Below are 20552 nucleotides of genomic sequence, written 5' to 3'. Positions count from 1 at the left end.
TCAAGCTGGACGTGAAGAAGGTCGCCGACCCCGAGGGCGGCGAGCGCGCCGTCATCACCCTGGACGGCAAGTACCTGCCGACCAAGCCCTTCTGAGCCGCACCCTTCACCGCACTTCTTCCGCACCTCTTCCGCACCTCTCCCCCCCTGCCGGACGAGTCCACGGGCAAGCCCCTTAGCCCGCGGCCCCCGGCAGGCCAGGGGCGGGCCGCTCCCCCGTATGACGGCGCGCCCCGCCCCTTCCCCCCCAAGACCCTGGAGGAACACGTCATGGACTTCGCACAGCGCACCATCGACCTCGCCCGGCAGAACGTCGCCGAGGGCGGCCGCCCCTTCGCCACCGTCATCGTCAAGGACGGCGCGATCCTCGCCGAGAGCCCCAACCGGGTCGCCCAGACCAACGACCCCACCGCTCACGCCGAGATCCTCGCGATCCGCGAGGCGTGCCGGAAGCTGGGCACCGAGCACCTGACCGGTGCCACGATCTACATCCTCGCGCTGCCCTGCCCGATGTGCCTGGGCGCCCTCTACTACTGCTCGCCGGACGAGGTCGTCTTCCTGACCACCCGCGACGCCTACGAGCCGCACTACGTGGACGACCGCAAGTACTTCGAGCTGGACAACTTCTACGCCGAGTTCGCCAAGGACTGGGACGAGCGGCGGCTGCCGATGCGCCACGAGCCGCGCGCAGACGCCGTGGACGTGTACCGGGCCTGGCAGGAGCGCAACGGGGGCAGCCGCCGCGTCCCGGGAGCACCGACCGCGGCCTGACCCCGGGGCCCGGGCCCGGGTGTGGTCAGGGGCGCCCCATACCCACGGACACTGAGGCTGTCCGCCATGGACGCGGAGCATCTCGCACCGGGCGCTCAAGCGATCGTGCCGAGGAAGGCCCGGGTGCGCTCGTGGGCGGGTGCGTCGAGGAGTTGGTCCGGTGGCCCCGATTCGAGTACGCGGCCGTGGTCGAACATGAGGACGCGGTCGGAGATGTCCCGGGCGAAGCCCATCTCGTGGGTGACGCAGAGCAGGGTGATGTCGGTGTCGCGGGCTATGTCGCGCAGGACGTCGAGGACTTCGGCGACGAGTTCGGGATCGAGCGCCGAGGTGACCTCGTCCAGCAGCAGGATCTCGGGGCGCATCGCCAGGGCGCGGGCGATGGCGACGCGCTGCTGCTGGCCGCCGGAGAGCCGCGTGGGGTGCGTGTCCTCCTTGGCGGCGAGGCCGACGAGGCCGAGGAGTTCGCGCGCGCGGCGGACCGCCTCGTCCCTGGGGAGCCCGAGGACGTGCAGCGGCGCCTCCACCACGTTCGCCAGCACGCTCATGTGCGGGAAGAGGTTGAAGTGCTGGAACACCATGCCGACGCGCCGCCGGCGTGGCGCCAGGTGGCGTTCGCTCGCCGGGACGAGCCGCCCGCCGGGTCCCGTCGGCATGTGGGAGTAGGGCTGCCCGTCGACGTGGATCATGCCGTCCGTGACCCGCTCCAGGGTCATCAGCAGGCGCAGGATGGTGGTCTTCCCCGAGCCGCTCGGGCCGATGAGGGTCACCTTCTCGCCTGGGGCGACCGCGAGGTCGAGTCCGTCGAGGACGGTGTGTTCCCCGTAGCGTTTCGTCACCCGGGTGAAGCGGACCTTGTCCGCGGGAGGGGGAGGGGGAGGGTTTCCCGCGGTGGTGGTGTCAGTGGGCAAGGCGGGCCTCCAGGCGGCGGACGAGCAGGGACGTCGGCCAGCTCGCGAGCAGGAAGACGGCGGCGGCCAGGGTGAGACTCTCCAGGTACGCGAAGTGGGTGCTGCCGAAGGTGCTCGCCTCGTGCACCATCTCGCCGACCGTGATGACCGACAGGAAGGGGGTCTCCTTGAACAGGGAGACCGCGTAGTTGCCCAGCGAGGGCAGCACCTTCCGTACGGCCTGGGGCAGGATCACGGCCCGCCACACCCGGCCGCGCGGCAGGGACAGCGCCGCGCACGCCTCCCACTGGCCCTTCGGCACGGCGTCGATGCCGGCGCGGTAGACCTCGGAGAGGTACGTGGCGTAGTGCAGCCCCAGGACCAGGACACCCAGGGGCAGCGGGGCCAGGCCCGGCACCAGCACCCAGGCGGCGAAGAGCTGCACCATCACCGGGGTCGAGCACACGAAGGCGCCGAGCCAGCCGACGGGCCGGGCGATCCAGCGGGCCGCGGACCGCCGCACCAAGGCGATGGCCAGTCCGGCGACCACCGCCACCGCGAAGCCGAGGACGGTGGCGAGGAGCGTGACGCCGAAGCCGGACAGCACCACGGGCAGCGCCGCGCGGGCCGCGTCCATGTCCCACATCACGCGCCACCGCCTTCCTGGCCCAGCCGTGCCTTCGCCGCTCGTTCCAGCGCGTTCATGCCGGCGCCGAGCAGCGCCGCCACGCCGAAGTAGACGAGCAGGAGCACCAGATACGCGGACACGGTGGCCCCGGTCGCGGAGCGGAGCTGGTCGACGCGGAAGGTCAGCTCCGCCACGGTGACCAGGGACAGCAGCGGCGTCGACTTGAGGAGCTGGATGAGGAGGTTCTTGAAGGGCGGGAGCATGAGGACGTACGCCTGGGGCAGCACGACGCGCCGCAGGCGCTGTCCCGGCCCCATGCCGAGGGCGATCGCGGCCTCGGTCTGGGTGGCGGGCACGGCCGCGATCGAGCCGCGCACCACCTCCGCCCCGTAGGCCCCGTAGTTGAGGCCGAAGGCGAGGACCCCGCAGGCCAGGGGCTCCAGCCGGAAGCCCAGCATCGGGAGCGCGAAGAAGAGCCAGAAGAGCTGGACGTACAGCGAGGTCCCCCGCAGGAACTCGACGACGACGCGGGTGGCGGCGCGCGCGAGGAGGTACCGCGAGCGGGAGGCCAGGCCCAGGGCGAAGGCGAGGCACAGCGCGAGGGCCGCGCCGAGCCCGGTGGCCGCCAGGGTCACCAGGACGCCTTCGCCGAGGGCCGGGAGCGCCCGGCCCAGTTCGGGGAGGAAGTCGGCCATTTCCGTGTCCCGTCAGGCCGCGCAGAGATCGGCGGTGCGCAGGGTGCGGGGCGGCACCTCGCGCTCGGTGAAGCCGTACTTCCCGATCAGGCCCACGTACCGGTCGGGATCTCCCGTGATCTTCGCGAGCTCGGTGTCGAAGGCGTCGCGCAGGGCCGTGGCCCCGGGCCGGAAGACGGCGCCGCCGGGGCTGTACCGGGCGACGCCGTCGACCGTGGGCACGAACGGTTCGAGGACCCGCACGGCGGCGCCCTGGTTGGTCCGGGCGAGCCAGCGCAGCGAGATGGCGGTGAGGGCGAAGGCGTCGATCCGTCCGGCGAGCAGGGCGTCCAGGCCGTCCTGCTGCTTGGCCAGCGTCCTCACCGAACCGTCCGGGACACCTGCCGCCTTCGCGTACGAGGCTTCCACCGCGGCGGTGAGCACCCCGACCCGGGCGCCCTTCTCGCCGCAGGACCGGAGGTCGCTCAGGCCCTTGGGGTTGCCCGCGCGGACCATGAGCGCGGCGGGTGAGACGAACTCGGGCTCGGAGAAGATCACTTTGGCGCAGCGCTCGGGTGTGATGGCCATGCCGGCGCTGACCACGTCGAAGCGTCCGGCGAGCAGCCCCGGTACGAGGGCGCCGAACTCGGTGAGCGTGGCCCGCAGTTCCCCGACGCCGAGGGCGGTGAAGATCTCCCAGTGCAGCGTGGGCGCCTCCCCCGCGAGTTCGCCGCCGTCCTGGAAGCCGTACGGCGCCTCGCCTGCGAAGCCGATCCGGACGTGGCCCTGGCGGCGCAGCTCGGCCAGCAGGTCCGCGTCCCCCTCGGGGCTCCCGCCGCCGACGTCGGTACGGGTGCAGGCGCCGAGCAGGGCCGGGGCGGCGACCAGGGTGCCGATGCCCAGGGAACGGGTGAGGAAGCGGCGGCGGTCCAGCAGCGGGGGCCGGCTCATAGGGTCCTTTCCGGGGGACGTGCGCACGGCGGTCAGCCGATGGGCGCGGTGTCGTGGGCGGCGATGTAGGAGGGGCGGCGGACGGGGGCGGCGAAGGGCAGCTCGGGCGCGTTCTCGACGCTGTTGAAGACCAGGAACACGTTGCTGCGGGGGAAGGGGGTGATGTTGTCGCCGGATCCGTGCAGGGCGTTGCAGTCGAACCAGACGGCGGAGCCTGCGTCGCCGGTGAAGTGCTCGATCCCGCAGGCTTCGGCGAAGGTGCCGAGCGCCTTGCGCGAGGGGATGCCCGCGTCCTGCATCCGCAGGGAACGCTTGTAGTTGTCCCTGGGCGTCTCGCCGGCGCAGCCGAGGAAGGTGCGGTGCGAGCCCGGCATGATCATGAGGCTGCCGTTGGTGGTGAAGTTCGGGGTCAGGGCGATCGACACCGACACGGCCCGCATCCGGGCCAGCCCGTCCTCGGCGTGCCAAGTCTCGAAGTCCGAGTGCCAGTAGAAGCCGCTGGCGCCGAAGCCCGGTTTCACGTTGATCCGGGACTGGTGGACGTAGACGTCGGAACCGAGGATCTGCCGGGCGCGGTCCACGAGGCGCGGGTCGGCGGCCAGGTGCGCGAACACCTCGCTGATCCGGTGCACTTCGAAGACGGAGCGGATCTCCCGCGAGCGCGGCTCGACGATCGCGCGTTCGTCCTCCCGTACGCGGGGGTCGCCGACGAGCCGGTCGAGTTCGGCCCGCAGCCCGACCACCTCCTCCGGGGTCACCAGCGCGTCGACGGCGAAGAAGCCGTCGCGCTCGTACTCCTCCAGCTCGCGCGGCCAGAAGGGGCCTGGGGTGCCGGGCTCGGACCAGACGACCGGCTCCTTGCGCTCGACGAGGGCCTCCTCGGAGCCGCGGGTGGGGTACGGGTCGACGGGGCGGGCGGGAGCGGTGATCATCGTGGGGCCGGCCTTTCTCGGGGGTGCGGGAGGGTCGTCGGGTGGGCGGGGGGTCTGTGGGGGTGGTGGTCTGTGCGGGCGCCGGGCGACCGGGCGTCAGGCGTCGGGCGTCGGGCGTCGGGCGAACCGCGCTTCAGGCGACCCGCGCTCAGGCGTCAGGCGCCCCGCGCGTCAGGCATCCCCGGGTTCGGTGAGCAGCGGATAGACGCCGTTCCGGTCGTGGTCCTCGCGGCCGGTGACCGGCGGGTTGAAGACGCACAGGCAGCGGAAGTCCTCTTCGACCCGCAGGGTGTGCCGCTCGTGGCCGTCGAGGAGGTACATGGTCCCGGGGACGATGGCGTACGTCGTGCCGGTCTCGTGGTCGGTCAGTTCGGCCGCGCCGGCAGTGCAGACGACCGCCTCGACGTGGTTCGCGTACCACATGGAGGTCTCGGTCCCGGCGTACAGGACGGTTTCGTGCAGGGAGAAGCCGACGCGCTCGCGGGCGAGGACGATGCGCTTGCTCTCCCAGGTGCCGGAGGCGGACCGGACGTGCCGCTCGGTGTTCTCCAGCTCGTCGAAGGTGCGGACGATCACGGGGTGGGCCTTTCTCTCGGGAGGGCGGCTCAGGCGGTGTGGCGGACGGCGCGGGAGAGGATGCCGAGCCCCTCGTCCAGTTCGTCGTCGGTGGCGGTCAGCGGCGGCAGCAGCTTCACGACCTGGTCGCGCGGCCCGGACGTCTCGACGAGCAGGCCCAGTTCGAACGCCCGCCGGCAGACGGCCTCGGCGCGCCCCTGGTCCGGGAACTCCAGCCCCCACACCAGGCCGCGGCCCCGGTACGACACGCCGAGCCGCTCCTGTCCCGCGGTGAGCTCGCCGAGGGCGCCCGCGAGGTGCCCGGCCCGCCGCCGGGTGCGGTCGCGCAGCGCGTTGTCCCGCCAGTAGGTGTCGAGGGCGGCGGTGGCGGTGACGAAGGCGGGGTTGTTGCCCCGGAAGGTGCCGTTGTGCTCGCCGGGCTCCCATACGTCGAGTTCGTCGCGGAACAGGCAGAGGGACATGGGAAGTCCGTAGCCGCTGATGGACTTGGAGAGGGTGACGATGTCGGGGGTGACGCCGGCCTCCTCGAAGGAGAAGAAGTCGCCGGTGCGCCCGCAGCCCATCTGGATGTCGTCGACGATCAGCAGCATGTCCCGGCGGCGGCACAGGTCGGCGAGGCCGCGCAGCCACTCGGCGCGGGCGACGTTGACCCCGCCCTCGCCCTGCACGGTCTCGACGATCACGGCGGCCGGGTGGTCGAGGCCGGAGCCGGTGTCCTGGAGGAGCCGCTCGAACCAGAGGAAGTCGGGGGTCTGCCCGCCGAGGTAGTGGTCGTACGGCATCTGGGTGGTGTGGGTCAGGGGTACGCCCGCCCCGGCGCGTTTGCCCGCGTTGCCGGTGAGGGCGAGGGAGCCCAGGGACATGCCGTGGAAGGCGTTGGTGAAGGAGACCACCGTCTTCCGGCCCGTCACCTTGCGGGCGAGCTTCAGCGCCGCCTCGACGGCGTTGGTGCCGGTGGGCCCGGGGAACATCACCTTGTAGGGCAGGCCGCGGGGGGCCAGGACGGTCTCGTGGAAGGTCTCCAGGAAGCGCCGCTTGGCCGTCGTCGACATGTCGAGGCCGTGGGTGACGCCGTCGGCCCCGAGGTAGTCGAGAAGGGGGCGCTTGAGGACGGGGTTGTTGTGGCCGTAGTTCAGCGAGCCGGCGCCGGCGAAGAAGTCGAGGAAGGGGCGGCCGTGCTCGTCGAACAGGCGGCTGCCCGTGGCCCGTTCGAAGACGGTCGGCCAGGAGCGGCAGTAGCTGCGGACCTCCGACTCCACGGTCTCGAAGACGGTCGGGGCGTTCTGGGCGGCGAGTGTCATGGCGATCTCCGGTGGTGGGGGGGTGGGGGCGTGAGGGCGGGAGCGGTGTTCCCGGTGGCGGTCGCGCGGAGAGGTCAGAAGGCCAGGGGCGCGATGCGGTGCAGCACCTCGGCCTCGTGGCCGGGTGCGGGGAAGGCGCCCGCCGGGAAGAGGACCGTCCGGCGCACGCGGGCATCGTGCCGCCGGGCGAAGGCGCCGAACAGGCGCTCCGACGCCGGGTTGTCCGGCGTGATGGTCGTCTCGACGGCGTCGATCGCGTGGGTCTCGGCGACGTGGGCGCAGAGACGGTCCAGGAGCGCCCCGGCGATGCCGAGTCCCCGGTACGGGGCGCCCACCGCCACCTGCCAGACCAGCAGCGTCCCCGGCGCGTCGGGTCGCAGGTACCCGGTCACGAAGCCCACCGGCGCGCCGTCCGCGTCACGGGCCACGGCGGAGGTCTCGGCGAAGTCGCGGCACCACAGCAGGTAGCTGTACGAGGAGTTCACGTCGAGGGTCCGGGAGTCGCGGGCGAGCCGCCACAGCCGGGCCCCGTCGGCCACCTCCGGTCGGTCGATGGTCCAGCCGGGAGGCAGGTCGGGGGTCGTCGTCCGGTCGCGTTCAGGTGCTGCGTGAGCCGTGGTCATGGGCGCCGAAGTTACCCAGCGAGATCGCGAACGTCCTGGACCGAAGGGGTTTCGCGGCGGGCGGGAGTCTGTTACGCGCGAAGGATCGGCGGGCCCCGAAATCGATCATCGTTCGTATCACTGGGGTGTCAAATGACGTTTTAGTGGGGCGAATCCTCGCTCTATAACGACGAGGTAACACCTTTGTGGTGTCTCACGATCGCTATCCGAGCGTTACGGCATTGTCGATTCCGCGCACGTTTGCTCCGGCTGGACCGGGTTAGGTATCCGCCTCGCCGACGGCGACGGGATCCGCGACCACGGGGGCGTTCCGGTGGCTGTGGGCGCGTAAGAGGCCCTTGAGGAGGGTGGAGCCGTCGCTGCGGGCGTCGGCGATCGCCTCCTCCAGGCAGGGGGCAGACTGCATGTCGAACTCGCCGCCGACCCGGAGCCGGGCGGTGCCGTCCGTGCGCCGTCGTCGCGCGGCCCACTGTAGAGGTAGTGGCCGTCGGCCGTGATTGTGTAGGTGACCTGGTTGAAGTGCTCGTCGTTCGTCACGGCGATCCACTTCCCTCGGAGCGGCACCGGCGCCGGACGCCGCCGTGACGGCCGCCACCTCGATCGGTGGCGTGAGCCGATCGGTGACCGTCAGCGGGCCCCCAGCCCCTCTTGGAACCGTCGCAGGCGGGCGAGGACGCTCAGCAAGGCGGGCCTCGCGGGGCCGCGAGGCAGGTGCAGACGGACGCCGCCCCGGGCAGCCGGGCCCGAGGGGCCCCGACACCGCCCGGCAGCGGATCTCTCCGCGCGACCCAGCGCAAGGTCTGCCGAAGCAGTCCGGACACCGCGCTTCACCCATAGAGCCTCATGCGCCCGCGGTACGCATCGCGGCCTTTTGCCGAGCGCGGCGTACTCGTGGATGTCGCCGCAGACCTCTGTTCGTCCGGCTCACCGACCCGGACGGGCTTGAATCCCGCGGCGGTGATCAGCGCGGCGACCACCCGCCCGACCGCTTCGTCGCCGGCGGCAAAATTCCTCCTGAAACCGGGGAGCTCACGCCGCCGTCCAATCTCAGACGCCGGCGTTCCCGGACCAGCACTCCACGTTCCGGTGCTGGTCCGGTGCCGGCACGCACGCCCGTACACGGGAAAGACCGCAGGTCCTGGCGCTGCTCGGGGGGCTGTCAGGTACCGCCAGACCGTAGGAATTCGCAGGTCAGGGGCGTAGGCGGTGGGACACATCAGCCGGTGTGTTGCGGGGAGTGTGAGGACGGACAGGCAGCGGACGCAATGCTGCATGTCGGTGGGCAGAACACCGCTGTCAGGCCGGGCCAGAACCCAAGGAGGGTTCGGCTCTGACCGCTGCAGGTCTGGCCGCCGTGGTCGCACTGGCGCCGCTGGCACTGGCGGCGCCCACGAGCGCCGCGCCGGCCAAGAAGAGCGACTACATCGGGGAGTGCATGTACGACACCGTGGACATGGCCGTGTTCCACCAGCGCGAGCCGACCTGGTCCCGCGGTGGTTCAAGCGTCCCGCCAGGCCGTGGTCCAACATGGGCTCGGACGTGTGCGACTTCCCCGACAACGTGAGGCCCCGCCCACTTCCCAAGCCCGTGACTGACCGCCAGTCAACCCCGGGCGGCCAAGGCCGGGGCAGCGGCGCTGCGGGAGCGAGGACCTTGACGCTGTAGCCGCGCCATAGGCCCGCGATGAGTTCCCCGGCGGGAACGCGACCGATCGCACGGAGGCTGTGCAGGAAGATGACTTCGCCATCATGGCGGCTGCTTGGTCGAGACCACGATCAGGCAGCCCGCACTGCCGTTCAATCAGCGGCTGGTATACCAGAAAGCCACCCCAAGGAAAACCGGAACCGAAAAAGCCATCTGCAGAATCCACGGGACTGCAGTACCGTCATAGGGCTTCCCAGGATTCTCGGCACGCTCAATCATGTATTCACGCAGCGCTTTCCAGTGCCCCACCACACCTAGAGCTAGAGCAACATACAGAGCCACATAGACGGGGAGCATTTCCACCATCGGCAAGCCATAATTAGCACAGTAGGCCAGAAGTGCGAGAAACCCCACCACCGGTCCACAGGAAACAAATAGCCTCTGCCTCAGATTCACCATTCCCGGGAACATGACCAAGAGATAGGCAGCCACACTGGCCGCAGCAAATACCCACCACGCCGGGGAGGATTTATCAAGCAAAATCTAGCCGCCTCATCAGCGATAATTGATGAACCGAATATGGCCGTACGCGCGCTGCCATCACCAGTTGCAATTCAAGACATTCCCCCTCTCAAGGAATCGGATTCACGAGAACAGTCCCAAGCCTGCCGACCGACAACAAGGTAATCCCCTAGGTCGCCCTTGCATTGGCCATGACGCCGCTGGAACTTCAGACCATCCCGAACGCCCTCACACCAGTGGCCACAAGGGCGGCGACACCGACCACCCCAAAGATTCCTCGCATAATGTCGGGCGAGAACCGTGGATCAACCCCGCCACCAGGTGACCGCTCGGATATCAGGTCGTACATACGCAACCCAATGTTCCGATAGTCGAGCGCGACAACCGTAGCACCAGCACCCACGACGCCACCCCAGACCAAGTCCAGCCAGTCACCCACGAATCATCCCTCCCTCAACAGACCACCCCGGACGGATCATTGTTGAATCCTGCCTCACTAATCCAGGATCAACACACTCCATAGCGAGCGGAATAATCCATTCATTTCCGCACCGCGTGAAACACTGAGAGCAACAGTGCAACTGTTTGCCGCACTCGCCGAATCCCGAGAGGACCCGGCCACTATCCAGAACCGCAGCACAAGCAATTACAGATCGGCGCCAGTCAGATATAACCGAAAAACCTCTCCCACCACGTGTACTGAGTCGATGGGCGCGGCGCCGAATAGCATCCGCCGCACCTCCCCATGCAGTATTTCTTCGGGATCAAAATGAAGCCGTGCACAATGAGTAAACTACTTGCGGAGCATCACTTTCCCGAGAAGGCTCCACCAAGCCACAACAGGACCCCTATCGCCAAGGTTCCCGACGCCAGGAACTGTGCCGTCAGCCTCGGAGGGCTACTGCCCTTGCCATACAGCCGTTTATCGTCGTACATCTCTTTCAGATCCTTGCCCCGGCCGACGATACCGATCGCAACACTCATCATGGTCAGGGCATGAATCGCCAGCACAGTGTTGAGATCATGCCCGCGCAGGCCCGCTGCGGCTGGCAAATAGAACAGACCGAAGAGCGGGGCGCATGCCAGTCGGATCCGATATCTACGGACCGGCACTGTAATGAAACAGACGACCAAGAAGATCGCTGTGGAGACTGCGGCGAGAATCCACCAGGTTCCTGTCAGGATAGCCGGAGGGGGCAAATCCATCCTCCTTGGAGTGAGCCGTGGAGACATCGGCGACTGCTGGCACAACAAGCTGACGGGACCAGCCGATGGCCACAACAATTCGAGCCACTGCCCCCTACTTGGCTAAAAGGGCTTCCTCACCGACGGCTGCCATACCGCAGTCAGTAATCGTCCAGCACTTGCCGAGGGGATGGGGTCCGGGATGGCAGGTGCGGAAATGACTGGACAAGGTGCCGGATCGTCGAATTGTTCCGGCCTGCTTACCGACGAAACAGGAGCAAGTTCATGAACACCCCTTATCTTTCCTTGACTTTACTCGGCCGCCACCCACTGAAAGACCTGTCTGACCAGGGCTTTGGTCCCACCCAGCCGCCCCTCATCCACCGCGCGGCCAGGACACCGTAGTCGCAGTCGAGTCAGCCCAAGAGGCTGACGGAAAAATGGTCTCCAGGTCATCCGATTGTGCGTGGCTGCTGTACGGCCCGCTGCTCTATCCGGCGAAGGGGTCGGCAATGACGCCGCCACGTGCCCGAACTTGGGGTGGGTGCGAACACACCGACGTCGTCCGCGTCCGCGGACGCTCCGCCCCACCGGATCGCGGTGGCCGCACTGTGCTGCTACAGCACGGCGAGCGGAGTCGGCGAAGTCCTACGGCCGTCTCTGCGGCACGACCCACCCGCGAACACGGCTTTCACCAAACCGGACCATCTCCCCCTCACCCTGTGCCGAGGACCTGCGGCATATCCACCTCCGCCCCGCCCTCATTGACGGGCCGGCATCGGACTCTCACTCCCCCCGCCACCTCGACCCTGAAGACTTCAGCGGCGCCCGCTCAGATGCCGCCATCACCGGAAAGGGCACTTGAGCCGTACGAGTCGCCCTCCGTTCGGGCAACGGTTTCCCGGGCGGTACGAGCACCCAGCAGACCGGCGCCCGCGGCGAACTTCGGAACCAACAGACGCAAGGCCCGACGCCCGTGAAGCGCGACAAGGAGCCCGATCTCCTCCGGCCCGGCCGTGGTGTCGATGGGAAGGGGATGCAGGCGGCGCATCTCTCGCAGCAAGCGGTGCCCGGCCAGTGTCCGCATCGGGGCGTAAAGGACGGCGAGTGAGAGCACAGCCAGAGGCAGACCCGCCCAGAGGGATCCCTTCACCGCTACGGCCACGGCCGTGCTGCCCGCCGCAAGAGCCAGGAGTCCAGCCACTGCCAGCCGGACTCAGCCGCACCGCAGACCACGCCCGACGAGTTCGGCACGCACCTCCTCCCGGGCCCGCCGTACCGCCGGAGCGACGGCTGCATCAGCGGCCGACAGATCCCTGCCGAGCACCGTCCACGCGGCCCGGTGCAGCGAAGTCGCATTACGTCCGGGGCTGGTGTGCAACACCCTCCGCAGCCGGCCGGACCTCCCGACCGCGATCGCCCCCGCACGGTGGAGTTCTACGACGGCCACTGTCAGCTCGGCCTTCGAACCGCCCCTCACCCCAGCGACACCGACCGCTGTCAGGTCGTCCGCACGTCCTCTGGCAGGCAACCACCGCAACAGCCCCGCACCGACGAGCCCTGCCACCACACACACGACACCGATCGACCCCACCAAACACCCCCGCCAAACGGACGGCACAACCTCCCCGGCCCACCTCCAGAACAATGGCACGGCCGGATGACCGCCGCCCAGCCATCAGTGTTCCTGCAGCACGACGCCGGCGCGCTGCAGAGATCACCGCCCGTCACGACCGACAACACGACGAGAACCTCAGCAGTGGGACGGAGCTGGTCAGTACTCCAGCCTCTTGGATCGTGATCGTGGATTCCGAAGCCGCTCGTCGTTAGCGTACGTGTGTAGCTGGCTGGGCCTGGGACGAAGTGCAGTCGGTCGCGGACAGAAGCCTCACAACTTCCCCAACCCACGCGCCCTTGCTGCGTTACGGTCCAATCCCCTCGACGCCAGCAAAGGCCAGGAACCGATGAGTCACCCGAAGGCAGTCGGCGTTACCTTGCTGGTGCTGTACTCGCCGCAGCTTGAGGAATGCTGGCGCTTCTACCAGGCCCTTGGCCTGGACTTCGCCGCAGAGCGGCACGGCCAGGGCCCCGAGCACTACGCCGCGGTCCTGCCAGACGGCATGGTGTTCGAGCTCTACCCAGCCGGCCCTGGACGCCAGACAGACGCACTGCGCCTCGGCCTGGCCGTCGACGGCAGCACGGCCACTCCGCCGCTCAAGCCAGGACGCCATATCCTCACCGACCCCGACGGCCGGACGATCGACGTCCACGCATCCTGAGCACTGTCGCAGTTGCAGCACCTGGGGGCCGTAGACCTCTGGGGCCCGAGGGCCCCGCAGCCACCGGGAGTCCGAGAACCCCTGCCCCTCCAGCTCCTGACGGCCCCTTCGGGCCTCCGCGTCCAGCGTGGGCAGGCAGTCAGGGAAGCCGGATCCGGCAAGATTCGGCGCGCTTCGTTGCCGAATATTCGCAGTGCCCCGGCACCCCGCTCCATGAGAGAGTCCAGGCAGGGGCGGCCTCGCCGCTCCGACCGGAGCTCACCTCGCAGGGGCTCCCCGCACCCGCTCCCGAAGCACGGACAGGCCCACGCCCGCCCGTGCCGGGGACGCGGGCACGGCGCGTCCGACCGGACCGCCGGAGAGCCTCGCCGGACGGACCGCCGTCCGGCGCCGTTGTGACCGACGTCAGCACCGGCCGCGCGCACAGCGCGGCCGTGTCCACGAGGAGTTCATCATCACCGCCATACGCAAGACCGTCTCCGCCGCCGCAGTCGTCGCCGCGGTCCTGGCGGGCACCGCCGCCTGTGGCACGGCGCAGCAGGTGTCCGCCGGGCAGAAGATCGACCAGGCGTTCGAGAAGCTGGGCAAGGAGAAGTCGCTCTCCTTCGAGCTGGACCTGGACGCGGACGTCGCCACGCTCAAGGAGCTCGACGCCTCCTCGAAGCCCGCGCCCGGCGAGGAGATCCCCGACGAGGCCGCGAAGCTGCTCAGCGGGGCGAAGATCAGCTTCACCGTCGAGTCGAAGAAGCCGCTCGCCGAGTCCGGCGAGAAGGACCTCACCGGCACGGCCATGAAGGTCAGCACCCCGTCCGGCGACCTCTTCGAGTACCGCGCCGTCGGCGACTTCACCTACATCCGCTCCGACCTCAAGGCCCTCAACCAGGTCATGGGCACGCCCTTGCCGCCCGCCGACGAGCTGCCCCCGGAGGCGGCCGGCCTGAAGAAGGTCATCGAGGGCCAGTGGGTGAAGTTCCGCACCGACGAACTCACCAAGGCGGGACAGGAGTTCATGCAGGAGCCCGGCGCGGAGCCGTCCGGCGCGCCGTCGGCCGCGCCGACCCTGGACGCCGCCACCCAGCAGAAGCTCCTGGAGTCCGTCCGCAAGGTCATCGCCCGCGAGGTCGAGTTCACCAGCGCCGACGGCGCGGACGGAGCGGAGCGGATCACCGCGACCGCCCCCGCCCGCACCCTCCTGAAGGAACTCCTCGCCGGGATCCGCCCGCTGGCCAAGGACCTCCCCGCGGGCATGGCGCTGCCCACCGAGAAGGACCTCAAGGACGTCCCCGACGTCAAGGCCAAGGCCGACTTCACCGTCAAGAACGGCGCCCTGACCGAGGTGTACGTGGACCTCGCCGCGCTCGCGGAGAACGCGAAGGTCAAGAAGTTCGGCCTCAGCCTCAAGACGAGCACCGGCGTCACGCCCGTCGCCCCCGCCGGAGCCACCACGCTCAACGTCGACGAACTCATCGGCGGCCTCTTCGGCAGCATGGTCCCCGGCGGCCCCTTCGACGAGACCGGCTCCATCGACGGCACCGCCTGACCCCAGGCACCACAAAGCCCCCGCCCCCGGCCGTCACACGGCCGGGGGCGGGGCGCACACCGCGAGCGGCCCGGTCCACGGGGGTGACCGGGCCGCCCGAGCGTCCGCCGTCCGGCTGCCGCCTCCGGGACTCTTCCCGTACGGTACCTGCCAGCTGCCGAACTGAGCGACCGTACTGGCCGTCACCAGCCGGGACACCTCACTGTCGTACGGAGCGCCATCGTCGTTCGAGTGCGTCGGACGGTCCAGGGTGGGGCGAGGCGGAGCCGGTCTGGGCCAGGCCGGTGGGTTCAGGAGTGGGGGTAGGTGCTGGAGACGGTGCTGCCGTTGAGGTCGTAGCCGAGACCGTCGTCCGAGGCGACGGACTCGCCGTTCATTCGGCGGGGGCTGATCCGGTGGCTCTCGGCCCACAGCGCGCCCGCCTGGCCCGCGGGTACGTGGAGGTCCATGTGCATGGTGTCCGTCTGCATCACGGCGACGGAGGTGGTCGTCGCGTATCCCAGCGTGACGCTGTGGTTCACGCCGATCTGGCCGCCGACGCTGCCCTTGTCCTCGGAGCCGATCGACACGCCGAGGGAGAAGCCGACGTCGATGTTGTAGTCGGCCGAGAAGGTGCTGCTCTGGCTGTCGGAGACGCCGACGGCGACGTCCTCGTACGGGTCCTGGTCGGTGTCGCCGGTGGTGTTGTCGCGGTAGAGGACCCGGTGGTAGCGGACTTCCCGTTCCAGCGTGTAGAAGGGCGTCTCGGAGACCTGGTGGGCCGCGTCCTTGCCGGGGTCCTTGATGCCGCTGCAGGGCACGATGACCCGGTGGTCGGTCACGGGGTCGGTGTACTCGGCCGGCTCGTCCGTGCTGGTCAGCGACGGCTTCTGCGCCACCTGCCCGGTGCTTTCACCGATGGTCGGCACCTTGAGCACGTACACGGTGTTCGAGGGGGTGCCGTAGTTGCCCACGCCGAGGTAGGAGTTGACCGCCATCAGCATGGTGGAGCCGTCGTTCCAGGCGTCCTGGCCCGCCGGGATGGCCACGACGTTCCAGCAGGCCAGGTCCATCTGGGCGCCGCTGCCGTCGTCGTTCCAGATCCGGGAGCCGATCGTCGCGGCGTGGACGTAGTCCTCCCTGACGCAGCGGAAGGTGTCCACGCCGTCGCCGCTGCCCGGCGCGTAGTACGTGTTCAGGTGCGCCTGGGAGCTGAAGGCGGGCCCGAGCGACATGTAGCCGGACGGCGCGTTGGCGTTCCAACAGGAACCCCACATGTCCGCACCGGACTTGTCGTCGTCCCACACCTTCGACCACCCGGTCGGGGCCTGCAGGATGTCCGAGCCGTCGGGGACCTTGAACATGGGGGTGGGGATGGACGGGGTGGCGTTCCAGGCGGCCACCATCGTCCCGCCGAGCCAGTACCAGGTGCCGCCGTCCGCCTTCATCTGGTCGGTGGGCAGCGGGTAGTAGAACGTGCCGTTGTAGTCGGACTTGGCGCCGTTGTTGTCGTACACCTTGTGGTACGAGTTGGTGAAGGCGACGGTCAACTCCCCGAACGTCATCTTCCAGTTCGGTGTCAGTGCCATGAACCCATCCCTCTCGGCCAGTCCCCTTCGGGGATACGAGGCAGCGCGTTCCAGCGGCCGGAACCCCATGACACTAGGACCGGGCGGTCCGTACGGATACGGAGCCCTGGCGGGCGCGCCCGGGCCCACGGCCTGAACTCGACCCGCCATCCCGTACGACCAGGGAAACCGTCACGAGTTCACCCCGTCCCAGCCGTACGAAAGGCCGGATCGCGACATCCCCGATGCGCTCCGCGGATCGGCCACGTGCCGCCGGCTACCCCTCGCCCTCGGCCGCAGCGAGCTCCCGCATCTTCGCGGCGGCCCGCTCGGACTTCTCGTTGGCCGGGTCGTGGTGGTACCGCAGGTACGTGGAGAGGATCCTCACGCACTCCTCCTGCGTGTCGTAGGCCGCGTCGTCGACCAGGGTGAGGTCCTTGCCGATCTCCCTCATCCCCTCCCCCGTCTCGTACAGCGGGTGCCATTTGGTCGGGAAGAGGCTCCGGATGAGCTTCAGCTGCGGGACCTCCTGCAGGGCGAGGACGCTCTCGGGGTCGTGCACCCTGAGGAAGATGTGGACGGGGTGATCCGCGGCCTGCTGCACGAACTCCTTGGACAGGACGTTCCACATCGGCGTCTTGAGCGTCCACACCGACGTCAGGGAGAGGCTGTGGATCACGCTCCCGATACGGGTGGACTCCAGCGGGGAGTGCCCCTTCTTCTCGGCGTAATCGCTGGCCTCCTTGCCGCCCGACCAGAGGGCCAGCGCCGGTTTGTCGATCGCCAGGTACGCCTTGGCGAACTTCCCCAGCTCCTGGAACCAGGTGTTCGTGGCCCGGTGGTCGCGCTGCTCCTGGCGGCCGGTGCGCCCCATGGCCTCGTCGTTGAGCGGGCCCTGCTCGGCGATGCCGCCGAGGACGAGCTGCCAGATGATGTCCGCGTCGCCGTCGGAGATGCCCTTCTCCTTCATGGCCGCGCAGAACGCGGACCACTCCGGGTGCTGGGTCGGTTGCGCGGCGTTCTGCCGCGCCTCCTCCCTGGCCTCGGACTCCTCCTGGCGCTGCACCCAGTGCGCCACGGCCGCGTTTCCGGCCGTCCGCTGGAGGGTGGCGAGCACGGCGGGGTGCGGCATTCCCCCGGCGGGGCCCGCCACCCCGACCTCCTGCGCCCGCCGCGCCGATGCCGACGCACTCGTCGGTGACCCGGCGGGTCGCGCTGTCGCTCGCACACTCAGTCCTTCGGGTCGCCGTACGGCCGAACCTCGAACGTACGCCACCGCCCCGGCTCCCCAGGAGGGCCAAAGATGCAGATCGGGGGGCACCGATGACACCTGCACGTCGTTCCGACGCACGCTCAGGCGCGGAGGCGGTCACCGGGGTGAGCCGGTCGCCGTTCCGGCTCAGCAGAAGCCGCGGTGATGGGCTATGTCGTGGAGCAGATCCTCGTACGGGGAGTCCTCGCACGGACGCACCAGGGCGTCGAGAACGGCCTCGCCCCGGGGAAGGGCGGGCTCGACCTGCGGATCGGCCGTATCGGTGAGGCCGGCCGTGAGCGACCAGACCACACGATGGTCCTCTTCCTCCACCACCCAGGGCAGGAACAAGTCGACGAGCGGTCCGTCGAACGGGGTTTCGTCGCTCTCGTCGAAGAGGTTCGTCGTACGGAGCACCTCGGCGCCGATGTACCGCTCCAGCGGGTCCCGGGCGCCGCGGAGGGCGGCGGCGCTGTCCCATACCGCCCAGTCCCGGCGCTCCGCGAGGCGTATGGATGCCTCACCCCACACAGCATGGTCGACGTTCGGTTCGGCCAGTACACGGGACAGCAGCTCGTCGAAGGACGGCGCGACGCCGCACCGGGGCTCCAGGTCGGTGAGGACGGCGCTGCGCCCGGTTCTGAACCTGACGTCCCCCAGCGACAGTTCCTCGCAGGTCCACGGTGACTCGGAGTGGATGACGCGCCGCCGTACCGGCCCCGGACCGCCGCTTCTCCGGCGCACCTCGGCCTCGATGTCCCGTTCGTGCCAGTACCGGGCCAGGGCCAGGGCGTCCCGGCCCTCCGCGTCCTCGGCTTCCAGCCGTGCCCCCTCCGCGAGGAGGCTGTAGACGACGTCCGGGTCGCCCAGTTCGATCGCGCGCATGAGCGGTGTACGGCCGCCCGCGTCCACGCGCTCCAGATCGACCGCGTCCGCCCTCATCAGGAGCGTGCCGAGCATCTCGGTGTCGAACGCCTCCACCGCCAGGGTCACCATGGGGGTCCCGTGCTCGTCGACGATGTCGGGGTCGGCGCCTTGCTTCAGCAGCTCGTGCACCCCATCCGTGTTCCCGGCGCGCACCGCCGCGATGAACGACTCCATGTCCCCGTTCCCGTTTCCGTCCCTGCTGCCCCTCCCCGCTCCCGTCCCCCACTCCCCTGATCCGCCTACCTGTCGTGGCGGCGACGGAGACCGGAAGCGCGGCGGCTCGGTCGGCCGTCCCGGTCGGCCGTCTCGGTCGGCCATGGGCGGCGGGAGCATGATCCTGCCACCCAAAGCCGTTGCCCGCGCCGGCTTTTCCGACGGGACCGGGTGCCCGATCCAGCAGGTGATGGCGAGTCCCGCGAGGGCGGTGCAGGAGGCCGTGGCGGTGACCCTGGCGTACAGGTCGGCGCCCCAAGACGTCCACGGCGTTCAAGACGCCCACAGCCAGGGCCGGATCGCCGCCGCAAGGCACTATCCGAATGGGCGACGGTCCGCGCCACGACGGGCGCGGCCCGTCCGGGTGGGGGCCCGGACAGGCGGCCCCCCACCCGCAGAGACTCAGGCCCCCCAGCGCAAGCCGATGGTGTCGCCCACGGTGATCGGGGTCTCGCGGAGGGCACCGGCGAAGGACGAGCCGTCCACACTGACCTTCCAGGTGTTCGAGCCGCTGTTGGCCTTGCCGTTGAGGGCGGTGATCGTGCCCGTACCCGAGGCGGGGGCCACGCTCGTGACGCAGCCGGACGGGGTCGCGGCCGTCGTCGCCGCGTCGAGGACGTCGCCGAGGGTCGTGGTCGTCGCGGTCGGGGTGAAGGAGACCGAGCACGCCTTGAGGTTCCCGGCGCCGTCGTCGACGGTGAGCGCGAGCTTGGCGGCGGTCCCCGGGGTGAAGGCGCTCTGGGCGACCCACTGGGTGGCGCCGGGGGTGACCGGCACGGGCGGGGCGGAGGTGAACCCGCCGCCGGCGACCGCGCGGAGGGCGTCGATGGAGGAGTACGCGGAGGGGGTGGTGTCGGAAGGCTTGTACTTGAAGCCGCCCGCCGGGCTGTACTGGTTGGCGATGAGGAAGTCGACCGGCGTCTTGGTGTTGACCGTGGTGAACTCGGCGGACTGCGGGTTGATGCCGCAGGCGTTGAGTCCGGCCACGCCCCAGCCGTTGGAGCTGGTGTTGACGCCGTACAGGGAGTTGAACGCGCCGGAGGCGGCGACCAGTTTGCCCTTGAGGAAGTTCTTGGCCTGGACGACGTCCGTGTCGGTGTTCGGGACGCCGGAGGCGCAGAGCGCGGCCATCGCGGCGCCGGTCATGTCGATGTCGCTCGCGGTGTTGATGGCGGTGGGGTTGCCCTCGACCTTCTGGTACGTCCAGCCGCCGTCGTTGTGCTGGTTGGCGCGCAGGCGCGTGACCAGGGCGTCGGTGAGGGCCTGCGGGACGCGGGCGGTGCCCGACTGGGTCCTCGCGCCGCCCAGGGCGAGGGCGGCGAAGACCGTGCCGTTGAAGTTGGCGGACGGGCCGAAGTAACCCGGCTCGGCCGTCTGCCAGTACGCGTAGATGTCCGCGATGAGGTTGCGCGAGGCCGAGACGCGGGCCGGGTCGATCCCGGCGGCGTACGCGTTGAGCGTGCCGCGCTCGTAGTCGGTGACGACCGGGGTCGCCGACGGCCAGGTCGGCGTGGACAGCAGATTGCGGTAGACGGTTCTCGCGTTCTTCGTGGTGTCGCCGCCCGGGGCGACGTCGACGACGGCCGTGCCGGCCGCGGCGAAGGCGCTGAACGCCCACTCGTTGGAGAGGCCCGAGCCGGCGTACGAACCGTCCGCCGCCTGAAGGGACTTGAGGTAGGCGACGCCGTTGGTCTTCGACGTGGCTATCTGCGCGGGCGTGGCGGTGGCGAAGGCGGGCAGCGCGCCGAGGACGAGCGCGCCGAGCGCCGCGGGCACCGCGAGGGCGAGGCGGCGCGGGGTACGGGAAAAGGACATGGCCTGCTCCTGGAAGTCGGCGGACGCCGGCCGCTCCCGGGCACGCCTCGCGCCGCCGTGCCGGGGCACGGCCGGGCAGCGCCGGAAAGCCGCCGTCCGGAACGCGTGGTACGGCTTCGTGTACTGCGTCGCCGCATGGGCATTCGGGCTCGAAGGACGGCCCCCGCCGTCTCATACCGCTGCGCGTCAGCTCCGGAGTCGCACCGGATTCCCCCATGTGGCAGCCCAGGACGCTACCCGAACTGCCGGGGGACCGCCAGCGGCGCCGGACGGGGACGGGACC

The 20552-nt window shown here is 69.8% G+C and carries 18 protein-coding genes, 1 pseudogene and 1 riboswitch; of the genes and pseudogenes, 4 read left to right on the top strand and 15 right to left on the bottom strand.

What is annotated here, in order from left to right:
* Both AB0C99_RS34650 and AB0C99_RS34645 read left to right on the top strand, forming a co-directional pair.
* Window positions 1-95: pseudogene (locus AB0C99_RS34650) on the top strand (cyanate hydratase); the annotation flags it as partial.
* A gap of 174 nt (window positions 96-269) precedes the next feature.
* Window positions 270-770 carry a nucleoside deaminase gene (locus AB0C99_RS34645; protein WP_362483662.1) on the top strand — a complete coding sequence of 167 codons (501 nt, stop codon included), beginning with the start codon at window positions 270-272 and terminating at the stop codon, window positions 768-770.
* A gap of 95 nt (window positions 771-865) precedes the next feature.
* On the opposite strand, the gene ehuA is transcribed toward AB0C99_RS34645, so the two are convergent.
* The 11 genes from ehuA to AB0C99_RS34590 form a co-directional block, all read right to left on the bottom strand.
* Window positions 866-1681 (bottom strand): ectoine/hydroxyectoine ABC transporter ATP-binding protein EhuA, encoded by an 816-nt coding sequence (gene ehuA / locus AB0C99_RS34640; protein ID WP_362483660.1) that lies wholly within the window; start codon window positions 1679-1681, stop codon window positions 866-868.
* On the bottom strand, window positions 1671-2306 hold the full coding sequence (ehuD, locus tag AB0C99_RS34635) for an ectoine/hydroxyectoine ABC transporter permease subunit EhuD (RefSeq protein ID WP_362483667.1): 636 nt from the start codon (window positions 2304-2306) through the stop codon (window positions 1671-1673). Before ehuD ends, ehuA begins: the two co-directional genes overlap by 11 nt.
* Window positions 2306-2983 carry an ectoine/hydroxyectoine ABC transporter permease subunit EhuC gene (gene ehuC / locus AB0C99_RS34630; RefSeq protein WP_362483658.1) on the bottom strand — a complete coding sequence of 226 codons (678 nt, stop codon included), beginning with the start codon at window positions 2981-2983 and terminating at the stop codon, window positions 2306-2308. Before ehuC ends, ehuD begins: the two co-directional genes overlap by 1 nt.
* A 12-nt stretch (window positions 2984-2995) precedes the next feature.
* A complete protein-coding gene (ehuB, locus tag AB0C99_RS34625) occupies window positions 2996-3913 on the bottom strand; it encodes an ectoine/hydroxyectoine ABC transporter substrate-binding protein EhuB (protein ID WP_362483656.1) in 918 nt (305 codons plus the stop codon).
* Between the two features lie 32 nt (window positions 3914-3945).
* Window positions 3946-4845 carry an ectoine hydroxylase gene (gene thpD, locus AB0C99_RS34620; protein WP_362483654.1) on the bottom strand — a complete coding sequence of 300 codons (900 nt, stop codon included), beginning with the start codon at window positions 4843-4845 and terminating at the stop codon, window positions 3946-3948.
* A 171-nt stretch (window positions 4846-5016) separates the two neighbouring features.
* Window positions 5017-5421, bottom strand: a complete 405-nt coding sequence (locus AB0C99_RS34615; protein WP_362483652.1) for an ectoine synthase — start codon at window positions 5419-5421, stop codon at window positions 5017-5019.
* Window positions 5422-5450: 29 nt separating this feature from the next.
* Window positions 5451-6722, bottom strand: a complete 1272-nt coding sequence (ectB, locus tag AB0C99_RS34610; protein ID WP_362483650.1) for a diaminobutyrate--2-oxoglutarate transaminase — start codon at window positions 6720-6722, stop codon at window positions 5451-5453.
* Between the two features lie 74 nt (window positions 6723-6796).
* Entirely contained in the window at window positions 6797-7345 is a 549-nt protein-coding gene (gene ectA, locus AB0C99_RS34605; protein WP_362483648.1) for a diaminobutyrate acetyltransferase, read from the bottom strand.
* A gap of 259 nt (window positions 7346-7604) precedes the next feature.
* Window positions 7605-7751 carry a hypothetical protein gene (locus AB0C99_RS34600; RefSeq protein WP_362483646.1) on the bottom strand — a complete coding sequence of 49 codons (147 nt, stop codon included), beginning with the start codon at window positions 7749-7751 and terminating at the stop codon, window positions 7605-7607.
* 1394 nt (window positions 7752-9145) lie between these two features.
* Window positions 9146-9481: a hypothetical protein gene (locus AB0C99_RS34595; protein WP_362483644.1), complete on the bottom strand. Its 336-nt coding sequence runs from the start codon at window positions 9479-9481 to the stop codon at window positions 9146-9148.
* Window positions 9482-10318: 837 nt separating this feature from the next.
* On the bottom strand, window positions 10319-10717 hold the full coding sequence (locus tag AB0C99_RS34590) for a hypothetical protein (RefSeq protein WP_362483643.1): 399 nt from the start codon (window positions 10715-10717) through the stop codon (window positions 10319-10321).
* A 1943-nt stretch (window positions 10718-12660) separates the two neighbouring features.
* Here AB0C99_RS34590 and AB0C99_RS34585 point away from each other — a divergent pair.
* Both AB0C99_RS34585 and AB0C99_RS34580 read left to right on the top strand, forming a co-directional pair.
* Window positions 12661-12975 carry a glyoxalase/bleomycin resistance/dioxygenase family protein gene (locus AB0C99_RS34585; RefSeq protein ID WP_362483641.1) on the top strand — a complete coding sequence of 105 codons (315 nt, stop codon included), beginning with the start codon at window positions 12661-12663 and terminating at the stop codon, window positions 12973-12975.
* A gap of 541 nt (window positions 12976-13516) precedes the next feature.
* On the top strand, window positions 13517-14515 hold the full coding sequence (locus AB0C99_RS34580) for a hypothetical protein (protein WP_362483639.1): 999 nt from the start codon (window positions 13517-13519) through the stop codon (window positions 14513-14515).
* A gap of 290 nt (window positions 14516-14805) precedes the next feature.
* Here AB0C99_RS34580 and AB0C99_RS34575 read toward each other — a convergent pair whose 3' ends face one another.
* From AB0C99_RS34575 to AB0C99_RS34560, 4 genes are all read right to left on the bottom strand, one after another.
* On the bottom strand, window positions 14806-16083 hold the full coding sequence (locus AB0C99_RS34575; protein WP_362483637.1) for a Vps62-related protein: 1278 nt from the start codon (window positions 16081-16083) through the stop codon (window positions 14806-14808).
* 256 nt (window positions 16084-16339) lie between these two features.
* Window positions 16340-17215: a hypothetical protein gene (locus AB0C99_RS34570; RefSeq protein ID WP_362483635.1), complete on the bottom strand. Its 876-nt coding sequence runs from the start codon at window positions 17213-17215 to the stop codon at window positions 16340-16342.
* A gap of 246 nt (window positions 17216-17461) precedes the next feature.
* Entirely contained in the window at window positions 17462-18415 is a 954-nt protein-coding gene (locus tag AB0C99_RS34565) for an ankyrin repeat domain-containing protein (protein WP_362483633.1), read from the bottom strand.
* 441 nt (window positions 18416-18856) lie between these two features.
* On the bottom strand, window positions 18857-20269 hold the full coding sequence (locus AB0C99_RS34560) for a hypothetical protein (RefSeq protein ID WP_362483632.1): 1413 nt from the start codon (window positions 20267-20269) through the stop codon (window positions 18857-18859).
* A gap of 137 nt (window positions 20270-20406) precedes the next feature.
* Window positions 20407-20483, bottom strand: a riboswitch (cobalamin riboswitch).
* Window positions 20484-20552 lie beyond the last annotated feature (69 nt).

Source organism: Streptomyces sp. NPDC048659 (genome assembly GCF_040650575.1).
Taxonomy (GTDB): domain Bacteria; phylum Actinomycetota; class Actinomycetes; order Streptomycetales; family Streptomycetaceae; genus Streptomyces.
Note: the sequence above shows the minus strand (reverse complement) of the source record. Positions and strands in the feature narration are given on the sequence as shown.